The 20,276-nt window shown below is 72.0% G+C and carries 18 protein-coding genes; 10 read left to right on the forward strand and 8 right to left on the reverse strand.

Going from position 1 to position 20,276, the window contains the following annotated elements:
- Positions 1–102: 102 nt before the first annotated feature.
- Positions 103–1,413, forward strand: coding sequence for an FAD-binding oxidoreductase (locus tag ACH4K1_RS16365; RefSeq protein WP_398089988.1), 1,311 nt, complete (start codon positions 103–105; stop codon positions 1,411–1,413).
- A gap of 12 nt (positions 1,414–1,425) precedes the next feature.
- On the opposite strand, the gene ACH4K1_RS16370 is transcribed toward ACH4K1_RS16365, so the two are convergent.
- Positions 1,426–2,019, reverse strand: coding sequence for a biotin transporter BioY (locus ACH4K1_RS16370; protein ID WP_398089989.1), 594 nt, complete (start codon positions 2,017–2,019; stop codon positions 1,426–1,428).
- A gap of 367 nt (positions 2,020–2,386) precedes the next feature.
- On the opposite strand from ACH4K1_RS16370, the gene ACH4K1_RS16375 reads away from it, so the two are divergent.
- The 3 genes from ACH4K1_RS16375 (at position 2,387) to ACH4K1_RS16385 (ending at position 6,811) form a co-directional block, all read left to right on the forward strand.
- Positions 2,387–3,820 (forward strand): amino acid permease, encoded by a 1,434-nt coding sequence (locus ACH4K1_RS16375; protein ID WP_398089990.1) that lies wholly within the window; start codon positions 2,387–2,389, stop codon positions 3,818–3,820.
- Positions 3,821–4,071: 251 nt separating this feature from the next.
- Entirely contained in the window at positions 4,072–5,535 is a 1,464-nt protein-coding gene (locus tag ACH4K1_RS16380; protein WP_398089991.1) for an amino acid permease, read from the forward strand.
- A 211-nt stretch (positions 5,536–5,746) separates the two neighbouring features.
- Positions 5,747–6,811, forward strand: a complete 1,065-nt coding sequence (locus ACH4K1_RS16385) for a glycerophosphodiester phosphodiesterase family protein (protein ID WP_398089992.1) — start codon at positions 5,747–5,749, stop codon at positions 6,809–6,811.
- A gap of 98 nt (positions 6,812–6,909) precedes the next feature.
- On the opposite strand, the gene ACH4K1_RS16390 is transcribed toward ACH4K1_RS16385, so the two are convergent.
- Both ACH4K1_RS16390 and tkt read right to left on the reverse strand, forming a co-directional pair.
- Positions 6,910–7,581 (reverse strand): Dps family protein, encoded by a 672-nt coding sequence (locus ACH4K1_RS16390; protein ID WP_398089993.1) that lies wholly within the window; start codon positions 7,579–7,581, stop codon positions 6,910–6,912.
- 133 nt (positions 7,582–7,714) lie between these two features.
- Positions 7,715–9,979 (reverse strand): transketolase, encoded by a 2,265-nt coding sequence (gene tkt / locus ACH4K1_RS16395; protein WP_398089994.1) that lies wholly within the window; start codon positions 9,977–9,979, stop codon positions 7,715–7,717.
- A gap of 313 nt (positions 9,980–10,292) precedes the next feature.
- Here tkt and ACH4K1_RS16400 point away from each other — a divergent pair, with 313 nt between their 5' ends.
- From ACH4K1_RS16400 to ACH4K1_RS16410, 3 genes are all read left to right on the forward strand, one after another.
- The gene (locus tag ACH4K1_RS16400) at positions 10,293–10,934 is read left to right on the forward strand and encodes a superoxide dismutase (RefSeq protein ID WP_228991192.1); all 642 of its coding nucleotides are present in this window, start codon (positions 10,293–10,295) and stop codon (positions 10,932–10,934) included.
- Positions 10,935–11,092: 158 nt separating this feature from the next.
- Complete coding sequence (locus ACH4K1_RS16405) at positions 11,093–11,428, forward strand: metalloregulator ArsR/SmtB family transcription factor (RefSeq protein ID WP_228991193.1); 336 nt, start codon at positions 11,093–11,095, stop codon at positions 11,426–11,428.
- Entirely contained in the window at positions 11,425–12,171 is a 747-nt protein-coding gene (locus ACH4K1_RS16410) for a DUF2071 domain-containing protein (RefSeq protein ID WP_398089995.1), read from the forward strand. The genes ACH4K1_RS16405 and ACH4K1_RS16410 overlap by 4 nt, the downstream gene beginning before the upstream one ends.
- 25 nt (positions 12,172–12,196) lie before the next feature.
- On the opposite strand, the gene ACH4K1_RS16415 is transcribed toward ACH4K1_RS16410, so the two are convergent.
- Positions 12,197–13,042 (reverse strand): hypothetical protein, encoded by an 846-nt coding sequence (locus ACH4K1_RS16415; protein WP_398089996.1) that lies wholly within the window; start codon positions 13,040–13,042, stop codon positions 12,197–12,199.
- 108 nt (positions 13,043–13,150) lie between these two features.
- Between ACH4K1_RS16415 and ACH4K1_RS16420 the strand changes: the two genes are divergently transcribed.
- Positions 13,151–13,825, forward strand: a complete 675-nt coding sequence (locus ACH4K1_RS16420; RefSeq protein WP_398089997.1) for a CatB-related O-acetyltransferase — start codon at positions 13,151–13,153, stop codon at positions 13,823–13,825.
- A gap of 55 nt (positions 13,826–13,880) precedes the next feature.
- On the opposite strand, the gene mycP is transcribed toward ACH4K1_RS16420, so the two are convergent.
- Entirely contained in the window at positions 13,881–14,918 is a 1,038-nt protein-coding gene (gene mycP / locus ACH4K1_RS16425; RefSeq protein WP_398090053.1) for a type VII secretion-associated serine protease mycosin, read from the reverse strand.
- Between mycP and ACH4K1_RS16430 the strand changes: the two genes are divergently transcribed.
- Complete coding sequence (locus ACH4K1_RS16430) at positions 14,808–15,260, forward strand: hypothetical protein (RefSeq protein ID WP_398090056.1); 453 nt, start codon at positions 14,808–14,810, stop codon at positions 15,258–15,260. The two genes, mycP and ACH4K1_RS16430, sit on opposite strands and share 111 nt — an antisense overlap.
- 1,403 nt (positions 15,261–16,663) lie before the next feature.
- On the opposite strand, the gene ACH4K1_RS16435 is transcribed toward ACH4K1_RS16430, so the two are convergent.
- Together ACH4K1_RS16435 and ACH4K1_RS16440 are read right to left on the reverse strand one after the other, a co-directional pair.
- Complete coding sequence (locus tag ACH4K1_RS16435) at positions 16,664–17,149, reverse strand: hypothetical protein (protein WP_398089998.1); 486 nt, start codon at positions 17,147–17,149, stop codon at positions 16,664–16,666.
- Between the two features lie 245 nt (positions 17,150–17,394).
- Entirely contained in the window at positions 17,395–18,075 is a 681-nt protein-coding gene (locus ACH4K1_RS16440; protein ID WP_398089999.1) for an XRE family transcriptional regulator, read from the reverse strand.
- 276 nt (positions 18,076–18,351) lie between these two features.
- Between ACH4K1_RS16440 and ACH4K1_RS16445 the strand changes: the two genes are divergently transcribed.
- A complete protein-coding gene (locus ACH4K1_RS16445) occupies positions 18,352–19,821 on the forward strand; it encodes an NCS2 family permease (protein WP_398090000.1) in 1,470 nt (489 codons plus the stop codon).
- A 60-nt stretch (positions 19,822–19,881) separates the two neighbouring features.
- On the opposite strand, the gene ACH4K1_RS16450 is transcribed toward ACH4K1_RS16445, so the two are convergent.
- Positions 19,882–20,229 carry a VOC family protein gene (locus ACH4K1_RS16450; RefSeq protein WP_398090001.1) on the reverse strand — a complete coding sequence of 116 codons (348 nt, stop codon included), beginning with the start codon at positions 20,227–20,229 and terminating at the stop codon, positions 19,882–19,884.
- Positions 20,230–20,276 lie beyond the last annotated feature (47 nt).

A 20,276-nucleotide genomic window follows, 5' to 3' on the forward strand; every position in this document is an offset into this window, starting at 1 on the left:
CGCGATCCGCACCCGGGTGATCCATACCTGACGGCTGTTGTCAGGTATGCCGGGGAAGCTCTCCCTCGCACCGCAGAAACGCGAGCGAAGGAGAGCTTTCCCATGCCGTCCCAGCACCGGTCCCCGTCCTCGACCCAGGGGTCCGTCCCCGCCGCCTTCCAGACCGGTTTCCCGATCCGTCCCGGCCGGGTGGTGGAGGCCCGTACCGCCGACGACGTGCGGGAGGCCGTGGCGTACGCCGCCGAGCTCGGGCTCCGGGTGACCGCGCACGCCACCGGGCACGGGCTGGCCGGTGCGATCGAGGGCGGGGTCCTCGTGGCCACCCGCGCCCTGGACACGGTCACCGTCGACCCGGTCGCCCGCACCGCCAGGATCGGCGCGGGCGCCACCTGGGGCGCGGTGGCCGCCGCCGCGGCCCCGCACGGCCTCGCCCCGCTCAACGGCTCGTCGCCCTCGGTGGGCGCCGTCTCGTACACGCTGGGCGGCGGACTGGGCATCTTGGCCCGGGAGTTCGGGTACGCCGCCGACCGGGTCCGGGCGCTGGACGTGGTGACCGCCGACGGCGTCCTGCGCCGGGTCACCCCGGAGCGCGAGCCGGAGCTTTTCTGGGGGCTGCGCGGCGGCGGCCACCGGCTGGGGGTGGTGACCGCCCTGGAGATCGACCTGGTGGCGGTGGAGCGGTTGTACGGAGGTTCGATCGCATTCGACGGGGAGCGGGCCGCCGAAGTGGTGGCGGGCTATCTGGAGTGGACCCGGACCGTGCCCCGGACCCTGACGTCCTCGCCGGCCGTGCTGGTCTACCCGGAGATGCGGCAGCTTCCCGAGGGGCTGCGGGGGCGGTACGTCGTCTCGGTGCGGGTCGCCTTCACGGGGGACGCGGCCGAGGGCGAGCGGCTGGTGGCCCCGCTGCGGGCGATCGGCCCCGCTCTGGCGGACTCGCTGCGGGAGATGCCGTACGCGGAGAGCCCCGCCATCCACAACGACCCGCCGTTCCCGCACGCGTACTACGGGGACGGGCTGATGCTGCGGGAGTTGGACGCCGAGAGGGCCGCACGGGTGCTGGAGGCGACCGGGCCGGGCGCGCCGATGATGACCGTGGTCCAGCTCAACCACCTCGGCGGCGCGCTGGCCGAGCGGCCGGGGACGGCGAGCGCGGTCCCCTACCGGGACGCGGGGTTCCTGCTGCGGATGCTGTCGCCGCTGGACGGTACGGACGTGGCGGCGGTGCGCTCGCTGTACGGGGAGGTGGCCGGGGTGCTGGGGCCGCGGGTGCTGGGGCGGTCGCTGAACTTCTCCTTCGGCGGCGGGGACCGTACCGCCGGTCTCCACGAGCCGGAGACGGCGAAGAGGCTCGCCGGCCTGGTCTCCCAGTACGATCCGGCGGGCCTCTTCGGGGGGCCGTACGAGAGCTGAGCCCTCGGGGGGTCAGCCGCGGCGGCCGAGGAGCTTCCACGTGGTCGGCAGCAGGCCCATGGCCAGAGCCGCCTTGAGGGCGTCGCCGATCAGGAACGGGACGAGGCCGGCCGCGACGGCGGCGCTCAGCGACATTCCCGTGGAGAGGGCGAGGTAGGGCACGCCGATGGCGTAGATGATCGCGGAGCCGAGGACCATCGTGCCCGCCGTGCGCAGCACCGAGCGGTCGCCGCCGCGCCGGGCGAGGGCGCCGACAACGGTGGCGGCCAGGAGCATGCCGAAGACGTAGCCGAGGGACGGCATGCTCCAGCCGGAGGACGCCTCCGCGAACCACGGCACGCCGGCCATGCCCACGAGGGCGTACAGGGCGAGCGAGAGGAAGCCGCGGCGGGCGCCGAGCGCGGTGCCGATGAGGAGGGCGGCGAAGGTCTGGCCGGTGACCGGGACCGGGGAGCCGGGGACCGGCACGGCGATCTGGGCCGCGATGCCGGTCAGGGCGGCGCCGCCGAGGACCAGGGCCGCGTCCACGGCGTAGCGGTGGCGGGCTGCGGGCAGCAGGTCGGCGAGGACCGCTCCGGAGCGGACGGGGGCGGCAGCAGTGCTCATCGGGACTCCGCGGGTGAGGGCGGTCGGGCCTGGGCGGCCCCCGCCGTGCAGGGTGGGGTCGGGCTCCCGCCGACGTTAGCCCACGGGCCGATGCCCGATCACCATCAGCCGCCCACAAAGCGGCGGTTGATGGGTTGGTGGGATTCACACAAAGCTCGCGCCGCAATCCCGTTCGCGCGTGACACGCGTCACGGAGGTGAGGGCGGTGTCGGTGCGTTTTGGCGGGGAGGACGCCGGGAGGCGAGACTGTAGCTTCCCCATAAACGATCAGTTCGCTCTGATCGCCCCCGAACGACGGCCGCGCGGTCCCGGCCCACCGGCCGCCCGTCCCGAACGGCCCGCTGATCCGAGAGTGACCCCTCCCCCCATGCCCGAGGCTCCTCCCCCCGCCGCCCCTCCCCCCGCCCCGACGGCCGCCCCGCCGCCCGAGCCGCTGGCGCACGGGCTCAAACAGCGCCATCTGACGATGCTGGGGCTCGGCGGGGTGATCGGGGCCGGGCTCTTCGTCGGCTCGGGCGCCGGGATCGCGGTGGCGGGGCCCGCGATCGTCGTGTCCTATCTGATCGCGGGGGCGCTCGCGATGCTGGTGATGCGGATGCTGGGCGAGATGTCCGCGGCGATGCCCGCCTCCGGTTCGTTCTCCGTGCACGCCGAGCGGGCGCTCGGGCGGTGGGCCGGGTTCAGCGTCGGGTGGCTGTACTGGTTCCTGCTGGTGGTGGTCCTCGCCGTGGAGGCGACGGCGGCCGCGCAGATCGCCCACGGCTGGGTTCCGGCCGTGGAACCCTGGGCGTGGGTCCTGCTGTTCATGGTGGTCTTCACCGCGGCGAACCTGACGGCGGTGAAGAACTTCGGTGAGTTCGAGTTCTGGTTCGCCGCCCTGAAGGTCGGCGCGATCGTCCTCTTCCTGGTGCTCGGGCTGCTGGCGGTCCTCGGCCTGCTCCCGGACACCGACCCGGTCGGGACGGCCAACCTGACCGGCCGGGGCGGCTTCCTGCCGAACGGCTGGAGCGGGGTCGTCTCCGGCGTGCTGACCGTGGTCTTCGCCTTCGGCGGCCTCGAGGTCGTCACGATCGCCGCCGCCGAGACGGACGACCCGGTGCGCGCGGTGGGACGGGCGGTGCGCAGCGCGGTGGTGCGCATCCTCTTCTTCTACGTCGGATCGATGCTGGTGATCGTCACCGTGCTGCCGTGGACCGCGCAGCGGGCCGGGCTGAGCCCGTACGTGAAGGTGCTGGACGCGATCGGGGTGCCGTCGGCCGGGCAGATCATGAACATCGTGGTGTTCGTGGCGCTGCTCTCCGCGCTCAACGCCAATCTGTACGGCTCCTCCCGCATGGTCTTCTCCCTGGCGGAGCGCGGGGAGGCCCCGCGCGGGCTGCTGAAGGTCTCGGGCGGGGGTTCCCCGGGGCAGGGGGGCGGGGTGCCCCGGCGGGCGGTGCTGGCCTCGGTGGCCTTCGGTTTCGTCTCCGTCCTGCTCAACCTGGCGTGGCCGGACACGGTGTTCCTGTACATGCTCAACTCGGTCGGTGCGGTGCTGCTGTTCGTCTGGGCGCTGATCGCCGCCTCACAGCTGCGGCTGCGCGCCCGGCTGGAGCGGGAGGCCCCCGAGGCGCTGTCCCTGCGCATGTGGTGCTTCCCCTTCCTGACCTGGCTGACGCTGGCGGGGCTGCTCGGCGTGCTGGTGCTGATGCTGACCGACGACGCGGCGCGCCCACAGGTGCTGTGGTCGGCCGGAGCGACCGCGCTGGTCCTGCTGGTGGCGGTGGGGCGCGGGTGGCGGGAGCGCGGGACGCCGGCCTGACGGTTCCGGCCGGGGCGAGCACGCGAAGGGGCGGACCGGGGCGGACGGACGCGCGCGGACGCACGCGATCGGCCCGAGGCGGACGGGCGCGGAACGGGGAACGCCGTCCGTGCCGCGTTCACCGTCCCGTAGGCGCGTGTGCACCTTGTGTGAGCCTGGTGACCGTATAGCGGACACTCTTTCCGTGTGAGCGGTGCGGATGCCCAGACTGTGGTTCCACTCCCGTCTCGCCTACCGAACAGAGCTTGTCCATGCCTCGGACTCCCGCGTCTCCCCCCACCGCTGACGCCGCGGCCCCCGCCGCCCCCTCGGCGGACTCCGCGCTCACCCACGGCCTCAAGCAGCGGCACCTGTCGATGATCGCCCTCGGCGGGGTGATCGGCGCCGGGCTCTTCGTCGGCTCGGGGGCCGGCATAGCCGCCGCGGGTCCCTCGATCATCGTCGCGTACGCCATCTCCGGCCTGCTCGTCATGATGGTGATGCGCATGCTCGGCGAGATGTCGGCCGCCAACCCGGCGTCCGGTTCCTTCTCCGTGCACGCCGAGCGGGCGATCGGCCCCTGGGCCGGGTTCACCGCGGGCTGGTCCTTCTGGTTCCTGCTCTGCGTCGCCGTGGGGCTGGAGGGCATCGGCGCCGCGCAGATCGTCAGCGGCTGGCTGCCGGGAACCCCGGAGTGGGCCTGGGTCGCCCTCTTCATGGTGGTCTTCCTGGGGACCAACCTGGCCGCGGTGAAGAACTTCGGCGAGTTCGAGTTCTGGTTCGCCGCGCTCAAGGTCGGCGCGATCACGCTGTTCCTGGTCCTCGGCCTGCTGGCGATCCTCGGCGTGCTGCCCGACACGGACGCGCCCGGCCTGACCAACCTCTCGGGGGACGGCGGCTTCCTCCCCAAGGGCATGGACGGCTTCATCATCGGCCTCCTCGCCTCCGTCTTCGCCTACGGCGGCCTGGAGACGGTCACCATCGCGGCGGCCGAATCCGAGAACCCGGTCCAGGGCGTCGCCAAGGCGGTCCGTACGGCGATGTGGCGCATCGCCGTCTTCTACATCGGCTCCATGGCGGTCATCGTCACGCTGGTCCCCTGGGACGACCCGAAGGTCGCCGACGTCGGCCCGTTCTACGCGATGCTCGACCACCTGGGCATCGGGAGCGCCGCGCAGATCATGAACGTGGTCATCCTCATCGCCCTGCTCTCCGCGATGAACGCCAACATCTACGGCGCGTCCCGCATGGCCCGCTCGCTGGTCGCCCGGGGCCAGGGCCCGTCCGTGCTCGGCAGGATCTCCTCCGGCGTGCCGCGCAACGCCGTGCTGTTCTCCTCGGTCTTCGGCTTCCTGTGCGTGCTGCTCAGCTACTGGCGGCCGGACGACGTCTTCCCCTGGCTGCTGAACATGATCGGCGCGGTGATCCTGGTCGTGTGGATCTTCATCGCCGTCTCCCAGCTGGTCCTGCGCAAGCGCACCGAGCGGGAGGCGCCCGAGACGCTGGTCGTGCGGATGTGGTTCTTCCCCGTCGGCACGATCCTCGCCCTGGCGGCCATGGCGGGCATCTTCCTGCTGATGCTGCGCCAGCCGGACACCCGCGACCAGCTGCTCGCCACGGGGGCGCTGACCCTGGTGCTGATCGGCATCGGACTCGTACGCCAGCGCCGGCGGGGCGAGGACGGCACGGGCGACGGGACCGGCGCCGCGGCCGGGGTTCCGGCGCAGCGGCGGTAGTCCGCCCCCTTCCCGCACGGCCTCTACGAACGCCGGGCTCCTCCTCGTACGATCGGGGCGGGGTCCGGCGTTTCGGCGTTCGGGGCTCCGGTGGCCGGTGGCGGTGCGGTGCGCATCCGTGGCCGACAGGACATCGCCGGGCCGGGCGCCGTACCCCGGGCCGTCACCCGTACTCGCTTCCGTGATGGCTCACCCCACCCGAGGAGCCGTCATGTCCGTTGCCCCCAGGCGCCGTTCGATCCTCCTGGCCACGGCCGCCGTGACCGCCGCGGCCACCGCCCCGGCCGTCGCCGCCCCCGCCGCGGGCGGGCGGCCCCACCGCCCGTCCGGTCCCCTGGTCATCGGCCATCGCGGGGCGGCGGGGTGGCGGCCCGAGCACACCGCCGACGCGTACACCTACGCCGTCCGGGCCGGGGCCGACTGGATCGAGCCGGACCTCGTCCCGACGAAGGACCACGTCCTGGTGGTCCGGCACGAGAACGAGATCGGCGGGACGACGGACGTCGCCGACCACCCCGGGTTCGCGGACCGCCGCACTACGAAGACGGTCGACGGCAAGGCGGTGACCGGCTGGTTCACCGAGGACTTCACGCTGCGGGAGCTGCGGACGCTGCGGACGGTGGAGCGGCTTCCGCTGGTCCGCGACCGCAACACGGTCTTCGACGGGCGGGGCCGGGTGATGACGTTCCAGGAGGTCGTGGAGCTGGCCCGGCGGCTGTCGCGGGAGTCGGGCCGGCGGATCGCGGTCTTCCCGGAGACCAAGCACCCGACGTACTTCCGTTCGATCGGGCTGCCGCTGGAGGAGGAGCTGATCCGGGTGATCCGCCGGAACCGGCTGACCGCCCGCGACTGCGTGGTCCAGTCCTTCGAGCCCACGAGCCTGCGCCGGGTGGCCGCCGCCCGCCTCGGCCTTCCGCTGTGGCAGGCGCTGGGCACGAGCGGCGGCCCGTACGGTCACGGGACCGCCTACCGTGAGATGGCGACCCCGGCCGGGCTGCGCGAGATCGCCTCGTACGCGGACTGGATCGGCCCGGACAAGTCCTGGCTGGTCCCGCCGAGCACGCTGCTGGCGGACGCCCACGCGGCGGGCCTGAAGGTCGGCGCGTACACCTTCCGGGCGGAGAACCAGTACCTCCCGGCCGCGTACCGCCGGGGGACCGACCCCCACGCCTTCGGCGACGCCTTCGCGGAGTACGCCTTCCACTACGGACAGGGCGTGGACGCGGTGGTGACGGACTTCCCGGACATCGCGGCGCAGGCCCGGGACGACCGGTGAAGGCCGCCGGCCCCCGGCACGCTTTGACGTCTCCGCACCGCGCCTTCCGCGGCCGCAGGCCCTGAGCCGCCCGCCCGGGGCCCGCGGCCGGAGGTCGTTCAGCGGGTGGTGCGGCGGCTCGCCGTGGTCTTCTTGACCGCCTTCTTCGCGGTCTTCTTCGCCGGGGCGGGCAGCGCCGTCTTCTTGGCGGGGGTGCGCTGGGCGGCGGCCCGCTTGGGGGACGCGGCCTCGGCCGCCGCCTCCTCGGTGGAGGCGCCGGCGGTCGACAGCGCACCGGAGCCGGACTCCAGGTGGGCGCGGACGAACCACTGGAACTGCTCCAGGCCGCGCAGGTGCTCGATGAGCAGGTCCTCGGTGACGGGGTCGAGCTCGCCGGCCTTCTCGGCCGCCGCGCGGTGGTCCTCGATGATCCCGGTGTAGACGAGGTCCAGGGCCCCGAGGTGGGCGATGGCGTCGGCGCGCCCGACGCTGTAGTCGTCCCAGGTCCGCTCCCTGACCAGAGCGCCCGGAGTGCCGTTCGGCTCGCCGCCGAGGGCGGAGATGCGCTCGGCGGCGGCGTCCGCCATGTCCCGTACGGCGGCGGTCTGCGGGTCGAGCATCTCGTGGACGGCGATGAAGTGCGGGCCGACCACGTTCCAGTGGATGTGCTTGAGGGTGAGCGCGAGATCGTTGAGCGCGTGCAGACGCAGGGTCAGCAGGTCGATGACCTGGCGGCCCTCGTCGACGCCGAGGCCGGGGACGGTGTAGCGGGGGGTGCGTGCGGGGGACATGGGGCTCCTCTTCGTGGAGACGGTGGTTCTTCGGGCGGTGGCCGGTTCTTCGCGAAGCGGTTGGTTCTTCGGGCGGTGGCCGGTTCTTCGCGGTGCCGGCCGGGCGGGGTGGCTTCTTCGGGGGCGGGTCCGCTCAGCCCACGTCCCCGGTGCCGCCCTCGGTCGGGGCCGCGCCGGGGCGCTCGCCGCCGGGCCGGACGGGTCCGGCCGCCGCGCGGATGCTCTCCCGTGCGGCCTCGGCGACCGCGGCGGGCGTGATGCCGAACTCCTCGTACAGCCGCTCGTAGGGGGCGGAGGCGCCGAAGTGCTCCAGGCTGACCATGCGGCCCGCGTCCCCCACCACGTCGCGCCAGCCCTGGGCGACGGCGGCCTCGACGCTGACCCGGGCGCGGACCTCGGGCGGCAGCACCTCGTCCTGGTACGCGAGCGGCTGCTCGGCGAACCACTCGCGGCACGGGAGCGAGACCACCCGGGCGTCGTGCCCCTCGGCGGCCAGCGACTCCCGCGCCTCCAGGGCGATGTGGACCTCCGAACCGGTCGCGACGAGGATGACGTCGGGCGTGTCGCCCCGGCTGTCGGCGAGGACGTACCCGCCGCGCGCGGCCCCCTCGGCGGAGGCGTACGCGCCGTCGCCGTCGCCCCGCTCCAGGACGGGCAGCGGCTGCCGGGTCAGGGCGAGTCCGGCGGGCCGGTCGTGGTGCTCCAGGACGGTGCGCCAGCAGACGGCGGTCTCGTTGGCGTCGGCGGGCCGTACGACGTCGAGGCCGGGGATCGCGCGGAGCGCGGCCAGTTGCTCGACCGGCTGGTGGGTCGGGCCGTCCTCGCCCAGGCCGATCGAGTCGTGGGTCCAGACGTAGGTGACCGGCAGCTTCATCAGGGCGGCGAGCCGGACGGCGGGGCGCATGTAGTCGCTGAAGATCAGGAACGTACCGCCGTAGGGGCGGGTGAGGCTCTGGAGGGCGATGCCGTTGAGGATCGCGCCCATGGCGTGCTCGCGGATGCCGAAGTGGAGGGTGCGGCCGTAGGGGTCGCCGGGGAACTCGCCGGTCTGCTTGGACTCCGGCACGAAGGACGGTTCGCCCTCCATGGTGGTGTTGTTGCTCCCCGCCAGGTCGGCCGAGCCGCCCCACAGTTCGGGCAGCACGGGGGCCAGGGCGGTGAGCACGTCGCCGGACGCCTTGCGGGTGGCGACGCCCTTGGGGTCCGGGGCGAAGACGGGCAGGCTGTCGGTCCAGCCCTCCGGAAACCGCTGTTCCCGCAGCCGGTCGAGGAGCCGGGCGCGTTCGGGGTGGGCGGAGCGCCACTCCTGGTAGCCGGGTTCCCAGCCGCGGTGGGCCTCGGCGCCGCGCTCGCGGACCGCGCGGGCGTGCTCCAGTACGTCGTCCTCGACGGCGAAGTCGGCCTCCGGGTCGAAGCCGAGCAGCTTCTTGGTGGCGGCGACCTCGTCGTCGCCGAGCGCGGAGCCGTGGGCCTTGCCGGTGTTCTGCTTGGTGGGCGCGGGCCAGCCGATGATCGTGCGCAGCAGGATCAGGGAGGGCCGGCCGGTCTCGTCCTTGGCGGCCTCGACGGCGGCGAGCAGGGCGTCGACGTCCTCGACGTAGTCGCCGGTCCGGGTGAAGTCGACCGTCTGGACGTGCCAGCCGTACGACGCGTAGCGGGCGGTGACGTCCTCGCTGAAGGCGATGTCGGTGTCGTCCTCGATGGAGATGTGGTTGGAGTCGTAGAAGACGATCAGGTTGCCCAGCTCCTGATGCCCCGCCAGGGAACTGGCCTCGGACGTCACGCCCTCCATCAGGTCGCCGTCGGAGGCGACGACGTAGACGTGGTGGTCGAAGGGGCTCGTGCCGGCGGGCGCGTCCGGGTCGAGGAGGCCGCGCTCGCGCCGCCCGGCCATCGCCATGCCCACGGCGGAGGCGAGGCCCTGGCCCAGCGGCCCGGTGGTGATCTCGACGCCCCGGGTGTGGCGGTACTCGGGGTGGCCGGGGGTGGCCGAGCCCCAGGTGCGCAGCGCCTTCAGGTCCGCCAGTTCCATGCCGTACCCGCTGAGGTACAGCTGGATGTAGAGGGTGAGGCTGGAGTGGCCGCAGGAGAGCACGAAGCGGTCGCGGCCGATCCACTGGTCGTCGGCCGGGTCGTGCCGCATCACCTGCTGGAACAGCAGGTACGCCAGCGGGGCCAGGCTCATCGCGGTGCCGGGGTGGCCGTGGCCCGCCTTCTGCACGGCGTCGGCGGCGAGCACACGCACGGTGTCGACGGCGCGGACGTCGAGCTCCCCCCAACCCGCCGCGTCCGCGCGGGGCGGGGCCAGGCGCGGATCACGGCCGCGTGTGCCGGGGCTGCTCGCTCCGGGACCGCCCGAGGTGGCGTCCGGACCGTTCGGCGTTTCGGGGGGTGCCATCGAATCCTCCTGATCAGCGGGGTGGGCGGGCTGCGGGCGGCGCACACGCGGTCCCGCCACCGGCCGCCCGGCTGCTTGGCCGAGTCCCCCGGAACGACGGGACCAAACGCGCGACGGCACCCGCAGCACGAGAGAAGGAGCAAATCACCTTTGCGGGACAAAACGGAGGAGAACGGAGGAGAGGGGAGGCGGTGCCGCAGGTCCTAGGCCGAAGGACTGATCACCCCCGGAGTGCTCCTGCTGTTAGCCTGCTCTTGCATATAGGTTGCAATAACAACTGGACGGCATTCCCAGCAGTCGGAGGGCTCGCATCATGGCCACGTACACGCTCCCGGAACTTCCGTACGACTACGCGGCGCTCGAACCGGTCATCAACCCGCAGATCATCGAGTTGCACCACGACAAGCACCACGCCGCGTACGTCAAGGGGGCGAACGACACCCTGGAACAGTTGGAGGAGGCCCGCGCCAAGGAGGCGTGGGGTGCGATCAACGGCCTCCAGAAGAACCTCGCGTTCCACCTCTCCGGCCACATCCTGCACTCCATCTACTGGCACAACATGACCGGCGACGGCGGCGGCGAGCCCTTGGCCGCAGACGGCGTGGGCGACCTCGCCGACGCGATCACCGAGTCCTTCGGCTCCTTCGCGGGCTTCAAGTCCCAGCTGACGAAGGCCTCGGCCACCACCCAGGGATCCGGCTGGGGCGTGCTCGCGTACGAACCCCTGAGCGGCAGGCTGATCGTCGAGCAGGTCTACGACCACCAGGGCAACGTCGGCCAGGGCTCGGTCCCGATCCTGGTCTTCGACGCCTGGGAGCACGCCTTCTACCTGCAGTACAAGAACCAGAAGGTGGACTTCATCGAGGCGATGTGGCAGGTCGTCAACTGGCAGGACGTGGCGAAGCGCTACGCCGCCGCCAAGGAGCGGCAGGACGTGCTGCTGCTCGCCCCCTGAGGCGACGCCGGCACACCCCGGACGCCCTGCCTCGTGATCGTCTTCTCAACCTTCACCCCGGCAGGCGGAACACCGGAGAGCCCCCGCGAGGACGTGACTCGCGGGGGCTCTCCCACCGCGGCTGCTTAGCTGTTTAGCTCATGTGCTAAACATGCACCATGAAATCGCCCGCCGACGACGAGGCGAGCGCCTTCCGTGCGCTCGCCGATCCCACCCGCCGCCAGATCCTGGAGGATCTGCGGGGCGGCGAGCTGGCCGCCGGGGAGATCGCGAGCCGGTTCTCGATCAGCGCCCCGTCCATCTCGCGCCATCTGGGCGTGCTCAAGGGGGCCGGGCTCGTCACCGAGCGCCGGGACGCCAACCGCATCCTCTACTCCCTCGCCGAGGAGCGGCTCGCCATGTGCGTGGGGCGCTTCCTGAGCGCCGTGTGCCCCGAACAGATCGTGCTCCGCCACACGAAGTGGCGTCCCTCCCCGGAAAGCGCATCCTCATGATCAGAACCCGGCTCTCCAGCGTCATCGAACGCCGCCTGCTGGTGAACTACCGCGTCGACCCGTACATCGCGGCGGGCCTGCTGCCGGCGCCGCTGCGGCCCCACCTCGTGCGCGGCCGGGCGGTGGCCGGCATCTGCCTGTTGCGGATCGGCGGCGTCCGGCCCGGCTGGGCCCCGGCGGCGACCGGGCTGACCAGCGAGAACGCGGCGCACCGGATCTCGGTCGAGTGGGACGGGCCGAACGGCGTCGAACACGGCGTGTACATCCCGCGCCGCGACACCGCCTCCCGCCTGAACGCCTTCGCGGGCGGTCGGCTCTACCCGGGCGAGCACGGCCGCGCGGACTTCACGGTGCGCGAGGACGCCGACGCCGTACGGGTGGCCTTCGCGACGCGGGACGGCGAGGTGGAGGTGGACGCCACGGTGGAGCCCGCCGACGCGCTGCGCGGCAGCGAGCTGTTCACGGACCTGGCGGAGGCGTCGGAGTTCTTCCGCCTCGGCAACCGGGGGCTTTCCCCGCGCGCCGGGGGCACGCACCTGGACGTCCTCGAACTGTCCACGGACGCCTGGGAGGTGACGGCGGGCCGGGCCCGTTCCGTACGCTCCACGTTCTTCGAGGAGCTGGACCGCTTCCCGCCGGGCAGCGCGGTGCTGGACAGCGCTCTGGTGATGCGGGGCGTCCCGGCCACCTGGTCGCAGGGGGAGCCGTTCCGGCTGGGATGCGGGGCGGGGGCGGCGGCGTAGGAGGGACGGAGCGGGTACAGGGGCGTTACGAGGAGGCGGGGGCGGCAGGTACGGCAGGGTCGGCGGTGCACCGGGCCGGGAACAGGGCGGCGGGCGGGGCGAGTTCGCCGGGCCGCGCGCCGTCGATGCGGAGGCAGGCGTCGGGGCTGCCCGCGACGAGGGGGTAGGACAGGGCGACCTGTACGGCGAGGGGGACGGCGCGGCCGACGCGGTGCGCCTCCGCCGTCCGCGTACCGTCCGGGAAGCGGCCCGCGAGCACCCCGAGCGCCGTCGCGCCGCCCGCGTCGGCAGCGACCTCGTGCACGTCGAACCGCCAGTGGTGCGCTGCGTCGGCGAGGAGCCGTCCGCCCTCGGGCCCGGAGGCGGCGAGCAGGTCCCGCTCGCGCCGGAGGTGGTCCGCGAGGGCGCAGCAGATCGCGACGGCCTCGGCGTACGGGGTCGCCACCCGGGTACGTCCGTCGCGGGCGGCGAACGCGAGGGCGTCGTCGAGCAGTCCGAGGGCGGTCGCAGCGGCGTGCGGGTGGCCGTGCCGCACGATATCGAGGAGGATCGGCGCGGCGGTGACGGCGGCGGGAAACACGGCCCCGCTGTGGTCGTGCAGGAGCCCGCCGCCCGCCAGGAGCGAACCGGCGTCGGCGGCCCGGACGAGGCCCGTCGCCGTGGCGAGGGCACGCAGGCCGGCGGCGGCGCGGCCGGGCTCGTACAGGTCGGACGGGACGTGCCGTCCGTTCCGGGCGGACGAGGGGCGCCGGGCGGGCGGGTCCGCCAGGCCGCAGGCGTCGGCGTCGGCGTCGGCGTCGGCGTCGGCGTCGGCGTCGGCGGGGCACGGTACGCGGCTCCAGTCGACTGCGTCGATCGCGTCCAGTGCCACCGCCGCATCGTCGCACCCCGGCGGAGCCGAAAATAACCGCGCCCCACCGTCCCCGGCTGTCACGATGACCACCGCACGCCCCATGACTCCCCTTCCGGAAGTGCTGCCATGACCTCTCCCTCCGCGCCCGTCCCTGCGGACCCCACCGTCCTGCACCCGATGCCCGGCCAGCCGCGCGTGGTGCAGCTGAAGCCTCTGGTCACCTCGGAGCTGGTGGAGGTCGGGGACTACTCGTACTACGACGACCCCGAGCACGCCACGGAGTTCGAGACCCGCAACGTGCTCTACCACTACGGCCCGGAACGCCTGGTCATCGGCAAGTTCTGCGCGCTGGGCACGGGGGTGCGGTTCATCATGAACGGGGCCAACCACCGGATGGACGGGCCGTCCACGTTCCCGTTCCCGACCCTCGGCGGCTCCTGGGCCGACCACTTCGACCTGCTGACGGGCCTCCCGAACCGGGGCGACACCGTCATCGGCAACGACGTCTGGATCGGTTACGAAGCGGTGATCATGCCCGGCGTCCACATCGGGCACGGCGCGATCATCAGTTCACGGTCCGTGGTGACCTCGGACGTCCCGGACTACGGCATCGTCGGCGGCAACCCGGCCCGCCTGATCCGCACCCGGTACGAGGAGGCGGAGATCGCGCGCCTGCTGGCGGTCGCCTGGTGGGACTGGCCGGCGGAGCACCTGACGCGCCATATCCGTACGGTCATGTCGGGCACGGTGGCGGAGCTGGAAGCGGTAGCGCCGGGAGCGGGGGCGGAGCGACCGGCCTGAGCCGCCGCTCCTCCTCCTGCGCCCGCTCCCGGCCCTCTCAGCTCCGGAGCCGCCCTCAGGCCGTCCGGCTGCGACGCCCGCGGACCGCCCACACCGCGACCACCACGCCGAGCAGGACGGCGGCGCCGACCCCGATGGCGATCCCCGCGGTCGGGGCGCTGCTGCTGTCGCCGCCGTCGGACGCGGCCGGGCCGGCGGCCGGCTCGGCGGAGCCCTTCGCAGGGTGGGAGGGCTGCGCAGACGGGGACGCGGGGGCCTTCGCGGCCAGATCGGGCAGCGGGTACTCGTCGGCCGGGCCTGGATCGCCCGGCTCCGTGAGCGCGATCCGGGGGCGGACGACGCCGTAGCCGATGACGTCGTCGCGGCTCAGCCCCTTGTCGTTGCCACTGGCCGTCTGGAGCAGAACCCGGAGCACCTGGTAGTTGGTCCAGTCAGGGTGCTGCGACCAGAGGAGCGCGGCGGAGGCGGAGGCGAGGGCGGTGGCCATGCTCGTACCGTTTCCCCCGCAGATCTGACTGCCGTTCGGGCAGGCGCTGACAACATCCACGGCGGGGGCTGCCAAGTCGACCTGTGGGCCCCATTGGGAGTCTTTGTACGGCTTGGCGTGCCGGTCCACTCCCGCCACACCAATAACACCCGGGGTTGCAGCCGGATACCGCGTTTCGTTCCTGAGGTCGCCGCTGTTCCCGACCGCCGCGAAAATCAACTTCCCCTTGCCCAAAGCATAATTCACAGCAGCGGTCAGCTTTGGGCTGCTCATGGGACCACTCATGGAAATATTGATGATCTTGGCGTCAGAGTCGGCAGCGAACCGAATGGCCAGAGCCATTTTTTCAGTGAACCCCTTCTCCTTCCCCGTATTTCTTTCCCATTCATACGGCAATCTGACGGGAAGGATCTTGGCATCTGGCGCTAGGCCGTAAGTTCCGAAATTCTTACCGCTGGCTCCCGTTGCAGCGATCAAAGCGGCCATCTGAGTGCCGTGATCCACCAGATCTGTGTGTTCGTCACCTTTCTGCTCGGAGTAGTCGGCTCCGTCAAGGACCTGACCGCGCAGATCTACCGCGTTCTTGTCGACTCCGGAGTCGAGCACGGCAACCGTGACGCCCTCTCCGGTGCTCGTCTTCCACATCTTCTCGGCATGCATCGCATCGAGATGCCACTGTTGCTCCCGAGCGGTTTCGGCGTGTGCAGGGGCCGTCGCAACACCCGCCAGCACCAGTCCCATGACGGCTGTCAGGGCAAGTCGCTGCCCGGCGTACAGCCTGCTGATACGCATCTCGTGTCTACCTCTTACGGATTCGGGGAGCGGATGTCACTCGACGACCGGGGGGACGATACGGCGTCCGTTCTGCTTCCAGGTGTCCTCATCCTCGACGAGATAGCCGGGGCGGTCGGCGCCCCGCTTGTCACCGCGACCGGGGGGTGTGGTTGAGGCCGGCCTTGCCATCGCTCCGCCTCCCACCACCGGGGGGACCCCTGGCCGGCTTGTCTGCCGTGGGTTGCCTGCGACGATGCCTCCGGTCTCGGAGGCATAGCGGCGGCCCCCGCCAGGCGCTCCCGGTCGCGCTCCACCGCTTCCTGCCCCCATCGCGGGGGGATGCCCGATGGGACCCCGGGCGCCCGCGGTTCCCTCACCGCCGACGACCAGACCACGTGGCATCCCTCTCCCCGCGCCCGTCGCGTTCGGGGGCGTCGGACGACCGCCGACGATTCCGCTGTCGTGCGGCAGGCGCCCGGTGGCCCCAGGTCCCGCCGGCCCTTGGATCGGCAGGGCCGGCGGCCGTCCACCGATCTGGCCGGGCCGCCCCGTGACGGGCGGCGCAGACTGCCAGGATGCCTTCGCACCCCCCGAGCCCGACACGGGAGGCGTCGGTGTGGGCTGCGTGCCCCATGAGTCAGTGGCACCGACAGGTGGTGGGCTTACCGGGGGCGGGCCCGAAGACGGTGGCGTGGCAGTTGGCAGCGTCGCGAGACCGTCGATCTCCATCCGCCTCGGAGGCTCCACGCGCGAGGGCTGCCCCGACGGGCCGCCGACCTCGGATCGTGGCAGGTCCACCATCGAGCCAGAACGCGCCGGACCGGTCGTGCCGGTCACAGACTCCTCACCGGGCACCGGCCTCGCGGATGCAACTGGGCCGTCGCCGATCGCCGAGCTTCCGTCCGCTGCGCCACCCCCGCCGGGGGCCCGCCGGTACGCATCGTTCTCATTCCAACCCGGTCCGAACGCTGCTGGCGGCGGAAACGTCGGCGGCGTCTCCGCGTTCACCTGGTGAGCGGTGAACTCATACGTCTGCGCCAACTTCCGCAACCGCAGCGCCGCCTCACCCCGCAGCACCTCGATCCGGGCCTCCGCCGCAGCGGCATCCGACTGAGCGGTGCGGGCCAGGCCCCGCGCGTCCGGGTCGTTGCGGTGGGCGGGGTCGGTCGCGGTGTCGTACGCCCCCTTCGCCTTCGTCAGCGCGCTCTGCGCCCGCGTCGTCTCCGACACCGGCGGCATCGATGCTTTCGCCTCACCGATGGCCAGGGCCACCTCTTCCATCCACCGCGAAGCGCCTTTGCTGTACTCCCCCAGGCGGAGCGTCGCGCTCGCCGTCTGCCCGCCCCAGGCGCGGAACGCGTCTCCGCCCTCCCCGTGCCACGGCAGACCCGCCACATACGCCTTCAGATCCTCACCGAGCTTCGTGATCGTGGAGGACGCCTGGGACAGCTTCGCCGCCAGGTTCGACGCGCCCGTCGGATTCGCCGACGCGATCAGGGCGACCAGCTGTTGGTGCGTCATCGACTCGAAGTCCGTGCGACGCGGCTGCGGCTTCCCGCCGCTTGCTCCCTCCGCCATCAGAAGCCCGCCTCCTTCTCCGACTTCTTCTCCTTCGACGCGTCCTGGACGAACGGGTCGCGTTCCCGGTCGTAGTGCGACGTGACTTCCGCGTTGATCGCCCTCATCCGCTCACGGATGTCCTGGTCGATGTTGGCGTACCCCACGCGGGAGGAGTGGACCGCCAGCCCCATGCCCTCGATCTGCGCCCCCAGCACCTTCGACAGCTTCTCCAGCTCGTCGTGGACGACCGTGTACGACTCGTACAGGTACTGCGCCTCACCGAACTCCGCGGCGCCCAACTGCGCACGGGCCACCCGGCCGTCACCCATGCGGTCCGGCGCGGCCTCGGAGTCGCCCAAGGCGATGAGCAGGTCGTCGACCCTCTTCTTGAAGGTCTTCATCTTCTGGGCCTCGATCGCCAGAGCCTGCTGCGGATTCACCGCATACAGGCTGTCGAACGACTTCCCCGTGTCCGGAGCAGCCCCGTCTTCCCCCTGCGCCACAGCGCCCTCCCCCGTACGGCAAACGCTCAAAGGGCGATTCTGACAGATCCCCGACGCGGATTCACAGGAGCAATGGAGCCAGAACGTGGTCACATTGAGTCATTTCCCCTGGGCTAACCCCGTCCCTGCCCCTCATCCCCGCCCCCCGCCGGCTACCGAAGGCGGAGCGACTTCGCCCCTGCGCACGGTCAGGACCGGCGCACCCGACGTGGCACGGGAAGAAGACCACGCCCCGCCCCGCCCCCTTACGCACCGCCCGGCAGCCGGGACCAGAAGTGGTCCACGATGTGCTCGATGTAGCGGCGACCGTCCTCGCCCGACGCCGTGGTGCCGCCCGCCCGGCTCAGGGTGGCCGCCATGAGGGCCTGGTACTCCTGCTGCATGGCGGACAACGGGGCCTTCAGCTCCCGGCGGTCCATCGAGACGAGCTTGGCGATGGCGCGCACGTGGGCCTGCCAGCGGGTGGCGACGGCCTCGGCGAGGAGGGCGGCCAGCTCCTCCTCCAGGCCGGTGATGGCGATGAAGTCGCGTGCGGGCAGGGCGAGGACCTCGCCGAGCCTGACCGACTGCCGCTTGTCACCGGTCCACAGGCCGGCTTCCTCCATGGCCAGGTAGGCGTGGAGGGGGAGGCCGGTGGCGCGCGCCACCTCCTCGGCCGGGACGCCGCGCGCGATGCGGTGTTCGAGCAGGGTGCGGGGACGTCCCATGAGTTCACTGGGACGGCACCACAACGCCGCCGCCAGGGCGGTGAGTTCGGTCGCATCCGGCACATGGGTTCCGCGTTCCCACGCGATCACGTGCTCGGGGCTGACGTGGGTCGTACCGAAGGACGCGCGCATGCCGTACGCCACATGCCCGGGCTCCATCCCGAGCTTCTCGCGCAAGGCACGCGCCGCCCGCCCGTTGAAGGGGAGTGAGGGGTGCATATACGGAGCGTAGGAGCGCTGTCACCGAAACTTCCATGCCCCTTGTCGGCTGCCTGCCGGTTTGGCGGCAAAGGTCGCCGTCGATTCCGTAGGAAGCCACAGGGCCGAAAAGGCATCAACTACGCGCTCTACACGGGTAGTTGCGCTCCTGCCGGTGCCGCGTATGATCCGCTCGCAAGGTGCCGCATGTGCGTTCGCACAGGGGCCTGCCACGCACATCGGGCAGCACCGGCGCCCTCCTTTCCCTTCCTCGTCCGCAGGTCCAGGAGATCAGCCATGCACTCCAGCACGACCGGTCCGCCGCCCGACGTCAAGCCCACCGGATCAGGGGGCGCCGCCACCGGATCAGCGGGCGCCGTCGACCGGTTCTTCCGCATCACCGAACGCGGTTCGACCTACATACGGGAGATACGCGGCGGATTCGCCACGTTCTTCACGATGGCATACATCCTCGTGCTCAACCCGATCATCCTCGGCGGGGCCGAGGACAAGTTCGGCGAGCAGCTGGACAGCGTGCAGGTGGTCACCGCCACCGCCCTGGTCGCCGCGGTGATGACGCTGATCATGGGGGTGGGCGGCAACCTGCCGCTGGCCCTGGCGGCGGGGCTGGGGATCAACGCCGTCGTCGCCTTCCAGATCGCTCCGCTGATGAGCTGGGAAGAGGCGATGGGCCTCATCGTGCTCGAAGGCCTGCTGATCTGCGTCCTGGTGGTCACGGGGCTGCGCGAGGCGATCATGCACGCCATCCCGCAACCCCTCAAACAGGCCATCAGCGTGGGCATCGGCCTGTTCATCGCCTTCATCGGCTTCGTGGACGCCGGGTTCGTCACCCGTATCCCCGATGCCGCCAACTCCACCGTGCCCGTCCAGCTCGGCACCGGCACCCTCACGGGCTGGCCGATGCTCGTCTTCTGCCTCGGCGTGCTCCTGACGATCGTCCTGCTCGCCCGGAAGGTGAAGGGCGCGATCCTCATCAGCATCGTCCTGATGACCGCCGTCGCCATCGTCGTCAACGAACTCGCCGACATCAGGACGTGGGGTCTGACCTCGCCCTCGATCCCCGGCAACCCCGTCGCCGCACCCGACTTCGGGCTGCTGGGACAGTTCGACCTGTTCGGCTCGTTCGGTCAGGTCAGCGTGCTGACGGTCGTCCTGCTCATCTTCACCCTGATCCTCTCCGACTTCTTCGACACGATGGGCACCGTCGTGGGCGTCACGGCGGAGGCCGGCCTCCTCGACGAGCGGGGCCGGGTGCCCGGGCTCGGCCGCGTCCTGCTCATCGACGGCGCGGCCGCCGTCGCCGGCGGCGCCGCGTCCGCGTCGTCGGCGACCACCTACATCGAGTCCGCCGCCGGGGTCGGCGAGGGGGCCCGTACCGGCTTCGCCAACATGGTCACCGGTGGGCTGTTCGCGCTCGCGCTCTTCCTCACGCCCGTCCTGACGATCGTGCCGATGCAGGCGGCGGCGCCCGCCCTCGTCGCGGTCGGGTTCCTGATGATGACCCAGGTCAAGCACATCGACTGGGACCGCTACGAGGTCGCCGTCCCGGCCTTCCTCACCATCGTCGTCATGCCGTTCACCTACTCCATCACCAACGGCATCGGCGCCGGTTTCGTGGCCTACGTGGTCATCAAGGCGTGCCTCGGCAAGGCCCGCGAGGTCCACTGGCTGCTGTGGGGCACCGCGGCGCTCTTCCTCGTCTACTTCCTCATCGACCCGCTGGAGCAGGTCCTCGGCCTCAAGTAGACCGCCCCCGGTGCGCGTGGGCCCCGGGGGCGGTCGCCCCGGAGCCCACGGCAGCCCTCGTCAGTGGCCCCCCGCGTCGGCGAGGCAGAACTCGTTGCCCTCCGGGTCCTTGAGGACGGTCCAGGACATCCCCTCCATCGACTGCTCGCCGACGACGGTCGCCCCCAGCTTCGCCAGGCGCTCCACGTCCGCCGGACGGTCCGGCGAGGAGAAGTCGACGTGCACCCGGTTCTTGCCGGGTCGGGGCTCGGGCACCCGTTGGAAGCCGAGGACCAGCGGGGCGGCCCCGAGGACGACGAAGTCCCCGTGGTCCTGGACGTCGTCGACTCCCAGCGCCTCCGCCCACCAGGCGGCCAGGGCCTGGGGGCCGGCGCAGTCGATCGTGATCATCTCCGGTGAGATTCGCATGCCCCTCACCGTACGGTCCGCCACTGACAACGGCCCCCGGACGGCGT

The organism is Streptomyces sp. NPDC017448 (assembly GCF_044330565.1).
Classification (GTDB): Bacteria; Actinomycetota; Actinomycetes; order Streptomycetales; family Streptomycetaceae; genus Streptomyces.

Bases quoted from the DNA above. Each gene is read 5' to 3' on its own strand.
- ACH4K1_RS16365 (WP_398089988.1), top strand. From the start codon at position 103: ATGCCGTCCCAGCACCGGTCCCCGTCCTCGACCCAGGGGTCCGTCCCC.
- ACH4K1_RS16370 (WP_398089989.1), bottom strand. From the start codon at position 2,019: ATGAGCACTGCTGCCGCCCCCGTCCGCTCCGGAGCGGTCCTCGCCGAC.
- ACH4K1_RS16375 (WP_398089990.1), top strand. From the start codon at position 2,387: ATGCCCGAGGCTCCTCCCCCCGCCGCCCCTCCCCCCGCCCCGACGGCC.
- ACH4K1_RS16380 (WP_398089991.1), top strand. From the start codon at position 4,072: ATGCCTCGGACTCCCGCGTCTCCCCCCACCGCTGACGCCGCGGCCCCC.
- ACH4K1_RS16385 (WP_398089992.1), top strand. From the start codon at position 5,747: ATGTCCGTTGCCCCCAGGCGCCGTTCGATCCTCCTGGCCACGGCCGCC.
- ACH4K1_RS16390 (WP_398089993.1), bottom strand. From the start codon at position 7,581: ATGTCCCCCGCACGCACCCCCCGCTACACCGTCCCCGGCCTCGGCGTC.
- tkt (WP_398089994.1), bottom strand. From the start codon at position 9,979: ATGGCACCCCCCGAAACGCCGAACGGTCCGGACGCCACCTCGGGCGGT.
- ACH4K1_RS16400 (WP_228991192.1), top strand. From the start codon at position 10,293: ATGGCCACGTACACGCTCCCGGAACTTCCGTACGACTACGCGGCGCTC.
- ACH4K1_RS16405 (WP_228991193.1), top strand. From the start codon at position 11,093: ATGAAATCGCCCGCCGACGACGAGGCGAGCGCCTTCCGTGCGCTCGCC.
- ACH4K1_RS16410 (WP_398089995.1), top strand. From the start codon at position 11,425: ATGATCAGAACCCGGCTCTCCAGCGTCATCGAACGCCGCCTGCTGGTG.
- ACH4K1_RS16420 (WP_398089997.1), top strand. From the start codon at position 13,151: ATGACCTCTCCCTCCGCGCCCGTCCCTGCGGACCCCACCGTCCTGCAC.
- ACH4K1_RS16440 (WP_398089999.1), bottom strand. From the start codon at position 18,075: ATGCACCCCTCACTCCCCTTCAACGGGCGGGCGGCGCGTGCCTTGCGC.
- ACH4K1_RS16445 (WP_398090000.1), top strand. From the start codon at position 18,352: ATGCACTCCAGCACGACCGGTCCGCCGCCCGACGTCAAGCCCACCGGA.
- ACH4K1_RS16450 (WP_398090001.1), bottom strand. From the start codon at position 20,229: ATGCGAATCTCACCGGAGATGATCACGATCGACTGCGCCGGCCCCCAG.